The 6,758-nt window shown below is 57.2% G+C and carries 6 protein-coding genes; 4 read left to right on the forward strand and 2 right to left on the reverse strand.

All coding sequences use genetic code 11. From position 1 onward, the window contains the following. The first annotated feature begins 333 nt into the window (after nt 1-333). The 4 genes from AACS18_RS08605 to AACS18_RS08620 all read left to right on the forward strand — a co-directional run bounded on the left by AACS18_RS08605 (nt 334) and on the right by AACS18_RS08620 (nt 5,430). A complete protein-coding gene (locus AACS18_RS08605; RefSeq protein WP_108614122.1) occupies nt 334-786 on the forward strand; it encodes a pullulanase in 453 nt (150 codons plus the stop codon). A 211-nt stretch (nt 787-997) separates the two neighbouring features. Beyond that, entirely contained in the window at nt 998-3,145 is a 2,148-nt protein-coding gene (locus AACS18_RS08610; protein WP_108614123.1) for an adenosylcobalamin-dependent ribonucleoside-diphosphate reductase, read from the forward strand. Between the two features lie 10 nt (nt 3,146-3,155). Continuing rightward, nucleotides 3,156-3,839, forward strand: coding sequence for a TSCPD domain-containing protein (locus AACS18_RS08615; RefSeq protein WP_100646741.1), 684 nt, complete (start codon nt 3,156-3,158; stop codon nt 3,837-3,839). A gap of 220 nt (nt 3,840-4,059) precedes the next feature. Then, nucleotides 4,060-5,430: a PhoH family protein gene (locus tag AACS18_RS08620; RefSeq protein ID WP_041210371.1), complete on the forward strand. Its 1,371-nt coding sequence runs from the start codon at nt 4,060-4,062 to the stop codon at nt 5,428-5,430. An 82-nt stretch (nt 5,431-5,512) separates the two neighbouring features. On the opposite strand, the gene thiQ is transcribed toward AACS18_RS08620, so the two are convergent. Next, nucleotides 5,513-6,208, reverse strand: a complete 696-nt coding sequence (gene thiQ / locus AACS18_RS08625; RefSeq protein ID WP_108614124.1) for a thiamine ABC transporter ATP-binding protein — start codon at nt 6,206-6,208, stop codon at nt 5,513-5,515. Next, nucleotides 6,195-6,758 (reverse strand): ABC transporter permease subunit (locus tag AACS18_RS23265; protein WP_258228890.1); only part of this gene is annotated, 564 nt, incomplete at its 5' end. The genes thiQ and AACS18_RS23265, both read right to left, overlap by 14 nt.

Below are 6,758 nucleotides of genomic sequence, written 5' to 3' on the forward strand. Positions count from 1 at the left end.
GCCGATGGTAGTGTGGCATTCGCCATGCGAGAGTAGGACACTGCCAGGCACCCAATACAAGAAACCCCGCTCATCGAGCGGGGTTTTTTATTGGCTGAAATTCAGCACGTCGTCGGATTATTAGACTTTCCCCTTCTTGTCATTCATTGATCATCCCTCTAAAGCCCCAAAAAGACCTCTTTTTCTGTTCGAGATGTGATCACTGGTTCAATGTGTTGGATATAAAAAACACAGAATGTGATGCCTCTACCTTTCTTGTGATACCTACTCTGGTTTAATTCTTCAGTCCACATGGATGGACCAAGGAATCACAATAATTTAAGGAATAGACCCATGTTCAAAAGAACAGTAACGATGATGCTGGCGGCGGGAACCCTGGTATTAGGCGGTTGCGCATCCAATGGTGGTGCAGAGCAGGCTGGGGCAGACAACAGCGACTTCGGTGGCAAGTCCATCTACCTGCGCGGGGAGATGAACGACTGGATGGCGACTGATGAAAGCAAGGTAGCCAAGGTGGCCGACAAGCTCTATATGGCCAAAGGCACTCTCAAGAAAGAGTGGGCCCCCTACAAGTTCAAGTTTGCTGATTCAGGCTGGAGCTGTGGCACCAACTTTGGCTACAAGAGCCCGAGTGATGGTGTTGCCATACTGGGTGGTGAGGCTGTGCCGGTCAACCCCTGTTCCAAGTATGAGGACATGAAGTTCTCACCGGATGCCGATGGCGTCTACGAGTTCTATCTGAATATGGCGGGTGAAACACCGACGGTTTACGTCAAGAAGCCCTGATCTATCTCTGAGTGTTAAATCTCTCAGTAAATTAATCAGTTAAGTGCCTCGGTCCAGAAATCTACTGGCCGGGGCATTTTTTTAGGTTAGAATCGGCGCCCTCATGGCATCAGGTGTACTATATGTTGTGTCATTAATTTTAGATGGCACTATTGGTTGTGTTTTCTGCTGTTGTCATGATGTTGATGCATTCACATAAGGTTGATTGAAAATGGCTAAATCGAACCCGGTGCTGGAGAGTGAGCTTGGCTCCCGCCTTATCCCCATGCAGGAAACGTCCCTCGAGATCTGGGATAGCAAGTATCGCCTCAAGAGCAAGGATGGCACTCCCATCGACAGCTCTATCGATGAGACCTACCAGCGGGTAGCCCGTGCTTTGGCGGAGCAGGAGCTGGAACCGGAGGCCTGGTATGAGTCTTTCCTGTGGGCACTGCGCAATGGTGCCATTCCGGCGGGCCGGATCACCTCCAACGCCGGGGCTTTTGAACACAAGCCTGCCACTTCGACCATCAACTGTACTGTTTCCGGTACCATCGAAGATTCGATGGACGATATCCTCGGCAAGGTGCACGAGGCCGGTCTGACCCTGAAAGCCGGGTGCGGTATCGGCTATGACTTCTCGACCCTGCGCCCGCGCGGTGCCTTTGTCTCCGGTGCCGGTGCCTACACTTCCGGTCCGCTCTCCTTTATGGATATCTATGACAAGATGTGTTTCACCGTCTCGTCAGCCGGTGGCCGTCGCGGCGCCCAGATGGGCACCATGGATATCCGCCATCCCGATGTGATCGAGTTTATTCAGGCCAAGCGCGAAGATGGCCGCCTGCGTCAGTTCAACCTCTCTCTGCTCATCACCGAAGATTTCGTTAAGGCGGTGAAAGAGGATGCACCCTGGTCGCTGATCTTCCCCTACACCGCCAAAGAGGTGGAGCAGGATAGCATTGCGCTGGACGATCCCGCTCAGGTGCTCTGGGCCGACTGGCCCAACAAGGAAGGGGTTGTATTCAACGAGTTGGGGCAGGTCGCTTGCAAGGTCTACAAGACCATGCCAGCCCGCAAGCTGTGGAATGTCATCATGACCTCGACCTATGACTATGCAGAGCCCGGCTTCATCCTGATCGACAAGGTCAACCAGATGAACAACAACTGGTTCTGTGAAGAGATCCGCGCGACCAACCCCTGTGGTGAGCAGCCGTTGCCACCCTACGGTGCCTGTCTGCTGGGCTCGGTCAATCTGACCAAGTTTGTGCGCGACCCTTTTACTGAAAACGCGGCATTCGATTGGCAGGCGTTTCGCAAGGTGGTGGCCATCTTTACTCGCATGCTCGACAACGTGGTGGAGATCAACCAACTGCCACTGGCCAAACAGCGCGAGGAGATCACAGCCAAGCGTCGGCATGGCATGGGTTTCTTGGGTCTTGGTTCGACCCTTACTATGCTGCAGATCAAGTACGGCTCTGCGGCATCCGTAGCCTTTACCGAGCAGGTATCCCAGGAGCTGGCGATGACCGGCTGGCAGGAGTCTCTGCGTCTTGCCAAGGAGAAGGGCCCGGCGCCCATCATGGAGCAGGAGTTCGAAGTGACCGGCAAGATGCTGCGTCTGCGCCCGGAAATGGCGGCTGATGGCATCAAGGTGGGTGACAAGGTGAAGGGCAAGGTGTTGCACGCACGCTACAGCCGTTACATGCAGCAGGTTGCCGAAGTGGATCCTGCTCTGGTGGCCGAGCTGGCGGAAGTGGGAGGGCGTTTCACCCATCACAGTAGTATCGCGCCGACCGGCACTATCTCCCTGTCTCTGGCCAACAACGCCAGCAACGGCATCGAGCCGAGCTTTGCCCACCACTACAGCCGCAACGTCATCAAGCCGGGCAAGAAGAGCAAGGAGAGCGTCGATGTCTACTCCTTCGAGCTGCTGGCCTATCGCGAGCTGGTGAATCCGGCCGCCATGCCCTATGCCGATGATGAGGCGAGCCGTCTGCCGGAATATTTCATTACTGCCGATGACATCAGCCCGGCGCAGCATGTGGACATTCAGGCGGCGGCCCAGCGCTGGATTGACTCCTCCATCTCCAAGACTGCCAACGTGCTAACCGATTTCCCGTTCGAGCAGTTCAAGGACATCTACATGTATGCCTCGGACTCTGGCCTCAAGGGCTGCACCACCTTCCGCTTCAACCCGGAGGCTTTCCAGGGCGTGCTGGTGAAGGAGAAGGATCTGGAGAACACCCTGTACGATTTCACCCTGGAGGATGGCTCCGTCATCTCCGTCAAGGGGAACGAAGAGATCGAATACGATGGCGAGCTGCATACGGCCGCCAACCTCTACGACGCCTTGAAAGAAGGCTATTACGGTAAATTCTGAGAACGACATTATGGTCAAGAAGATCGACAAGAAAATCGTCGCCTACAAGGTGCGTACCAAGGATGAGCCGCAAGAAGATCTCTCTGTGCAGGATGACGTAGTGCATATGCACGAAACCGTGTTGCGTCCAGAGCGGCTGATGGGCACCACCTACAAGTTGAAGACGCCGGAGCATGTCTCCGAGCACTCGCTGTTCATCACCATCAACGACATTATTCTCAACGAGGGCACGGTTCACGAAACTCGCCGTCCGTTCGAGATTTTCATCAACTCCAAGAGCCTGGAGCACTATCAGTGGATCGTGGCGCTGACCCGCATTATTTCCGCCGTATTCCGCAAGGGAGGGGATGTCACCTTCCTGGTGGAGGAGCTGCGTTCCGTATTCGATCCCAAGGGCGGCTATTGGAACAAGGGCAAGTACGTACCATCGCTGATCGCTGAAATTGGCAACGTGATCGAGAGCCATCTCACCGAGATAGGCATGCTCAAGGCGCCTGGGTTGGACGAGCATCAGCAGGCGTTTCTGGCCGAGAAGCAAGCCGAGTTGAAAGCCGCTCAGGAGGCCGAAGAGCAGCAGGCTGGCAGTGGTTTCCCAGCCAATGCCGCGCTCTGCTACAAGTGCCACACCAAGGCGCTGGTGCTGAAGGATGGTTGCATGACCTGCCTTAACTGTGGCGACTCCAAGTGCGGTTAACAGACATGCCTAAGTAGCTGAACGATAGAGAAAAGACCGGCCACAGCGCTGGTCTTTTTATTGCTGTTTTTATGCGCAATCAAATCAGGTGGCCCAGTGATTTGTTGCGTGATGGTAAAATCGGGCGTAGCGTTGAGGGTAATAAAACTGTCACGGCCGTGTGGTTTCAATGACATCTGAGATTCACACACGTGGCCCTTCAGTGCCAAGGAGGATGCTTATGGACAATACGGACCGAAAGCTGTTTATCCTGGATACCAACGTTCTGCTTCACGAACCCCTCGCTATCTACTCCTTCAAAGAGCACGACGTGCTCATCCCCATGACGGTGCTGGAAGAGCTCGATAACATCAAGGATCGCCACAAGGATGTCAGCCGCGATGCGCGGGTAGCCATCCGTGCGCTGGAAGATGTGTTCCGCGATGCGACTCCGGAGCAGATTGCGCAAGGAGTACCGCTGGCCGGCGAGGCGAGCGGCCATATCTGCATCTTCAGCGATCACCATCTGCCGCAGGATGCCGAGGTGTTCACCGACAAGGAGGCCGACAACCGCATCATCAACGCGGCCCTCTATCTGCAAAAGCATGAGTTGAAGCGTCAGGTGGTGCTGGTCACCAAAGACATCAACATGCGCCTCAAGGCCAAAGGTGCCGGTCTTGCCCACGTTGAGGATTATCGCAGCGACCAGCTGATCGACGATATCCGCCTTCTGGCCAAGGGCTTTCAGGTGGTGCCCGGCAGCTTCTGGGAGCGCGTCGGCGAGTGCGAGAGCGAGACCCACGGCCGCGATACCATCCATGTGATCGATGCCAACCTGCTGGAGGGGGTTCACGTAAACCAGTATCTGGTGGATGAAGAGAATTTCTTTGCTGCCCGGGTGCTCAGCCACGATGGCCAGAAGATCCGTATCAAGGATCTGGGGCGTGAGCGACTGATGTCCCGCAAGGCGTGGGGTGTACATCCCAAGAACGTCTATCAGGGGATGGCGCTGGATGCACTGCTGGATCCGCACATCGATCTGGTGATCCTGACCGGCCCGGCCGGTTGCGGTAAAACCTTGCTGGCCATGGCTGCTGCGCTGGAGCTGGTGATCGAGAAGGGCATTTACGAGAAGGTGATCGTCACTCGAAATACCCCGGAAATTGCCGAAAGCATCGGCTTTCTGCCTGGCACCGAAGAGGAGAAGATGATGCCCTGGCTGGCGGCGGTGACTGACACCCTGGAGGTGCTGCACAAGCAGGACGAGAACATGAGCGGCTCGCTCAGCTACATCATGGAGAAGGCCAACATTCAGTTCAAATCGGTCAACTTTATGCGCGGGCGCAGCATCCAGAACACCTTCGTGCTGCTGGATGAGTGCCAGAACCTGACCGCGTCCCAGATCAAGACCATCATCACCCGCTGCGGCGAGGGCACCAAGATCGTCTGCTCCGGTAACCTGGCCCAGATCGACTCCAATTACCTGAGCCCGGTGACCTCGGGTCTGACCTACATTGTCGAGCGTTTCAAGGATTTTGACGGCAGTGCCAACATCTTCCTCAATGGCGTGGTGCGCAGCCGGCTGGCCTCGTTCGCCGAGGAAAATCTCTGATTTAGCTGACTATCTTCATATGAAAAAGGGAAGCCACTTGGCTTCCCTTTTTTGATCTCGTCACCAGTTCAGTGTCCTTAGATCACTGTCCAAGGTAGCGCAGCAGCCCCGGGTGGTCGCTATTTTGTAGAATATCCGGCTTGCCTTGCAGGGCGATGCGCCCCTCGTCGACAAACAGCACCTGATCGGCAATCAGCTGGGCATCTTCCGGATTGTGGGAAACCATCAACACGGTAATGCCCTGCTCGCAGGCGAGGCGGGCCACTTCGGCCAGCATCTCCCGACGCAGGGCCGGATCGAGGGCAGAGAAGGGTTCATCCAGCAGCAGCAGCGGTTTGCCTCGCACCAGCGCACGGGCCAGCCCGACCCGCTGCTGCTGGCCGCCAGAGAGCTGTTCAGGCAGGCGGCTTAGCATCTCGCCAAGACCAACCCGCGCGGCTGCATCGATCACCTGTACCCGCTGGGCTGCACTCAGGCGCAGGCCCGGGTGCAAGCCGATGGCGATATTGTCGAACACCGACAGATGGAGGAACAGGTTGTGATCCTGAAACAGGGTGGTGACTGGCCGCTCGGCGGGGCCCAGCGGCAGCAGGTCTTCGCCATCGAAGCTGAGGCGGCCCGACTCCACCGGCACGAATCCGGCGATCATCCCGAGCAGGGTCGATTTACCTGCGCCGCTTGGGCCGATCAGTGCGGTGATCTCTCCCTTGGGCAGGGTCGCGCTGAAGCTGACGCGCCAGTCGGGGTAGCTGGTCACCAGCGTATCAATGTTCAGCATGTTTTCCTCCAAGACCCCGCTCCACTAGCCAGAACAGGGAGAAACAGAGCGTCAGCAGCAGCAGAGCGGTGGCGGCTGCCTCGGTCAATCGGTAACTGCCGAGCTGTTGGTAGAGCAGCCAGGGCAGGGTGGTGAGCTCCTGACTGCCAAACATGGCGATGGCGCCGAGATCCCCCAGCGAGAGGATCATCGACAGCGCCATCGCCAGTGCCAGCGGGCGGCGCAGCAGCGGCCACTCCACCAGTCGCAGGCGATGCAGGCCGCGTACCCCCAGGCTATCCGCCAGCCGGTCGTATTGGCGCACCACCAGCTGCATGGGGGCGGAGAGGGTGCGCAGCACGTAGGGTAGCGCCATCAGGGCGTTGACCAGCACCACCAGCCAGGGGCCGAGGGCGAACACATCGGCGAACGGCATAAACAGGATGAAGAGACCGGTGGAGAGCACCACTGCCGGGATCATCAGGATCACCGAGCCGCTGGCCTCCCACAGGGCCGCAGCCCGCCGCTGGCGGGTGCGCACCTTGAGGTGGCGACTGGTGAGCAGCAGGCC

The organism is Aeromonas sp. HMWF015, from assembly GCF_963878965.1.
GTDB classification, from domain to species: Bacteria; Pseudomonadota; Gammaproteobacteria; order Enterobacterales; family Aeromonadaceae; genus Aeromonas; species Aeromonas veronii.

Excerpts from the sequence above, each read along its gene's own strand:
- AACS18_RS08605 (WP_108614122.1), top strand. The coding sequence starts at position 334 with ATGTTCAAAAGAACAGTAACGATGATGCTGGCGGCGGGAACCCTGGTA.
- AACS18_RS08610 (WP_108614123.1), top strand. The coding sequence starts at position 998 with ATGGCTAAATCGAACCCGGTGCTGGAGAGTGAGCTTGGCTCCCGCCTT.
- AACS18_RS08615 (WP_100646741.1), top strand. The coding sequence starts at position 3,156 with ATGGTCAAGAAGATCGACAAGAAAATCGTCGCCTACAAGGTGCGTACC.
- AACS18_RS08620 (WP_041210371.1), top strand. The coding sequence starts at position 4,060 with ATGGACAATACGGACCGAAAGCTGTTTATCCTGGATACCAACGTTCTG.
- thiQ (WP_108614124.1), bottom strand. The coding sequence starts at position 6,208 with ATGCTGAACATTGATACGCTGGTGACCAGCTACCCCGACTGGCGCGTC.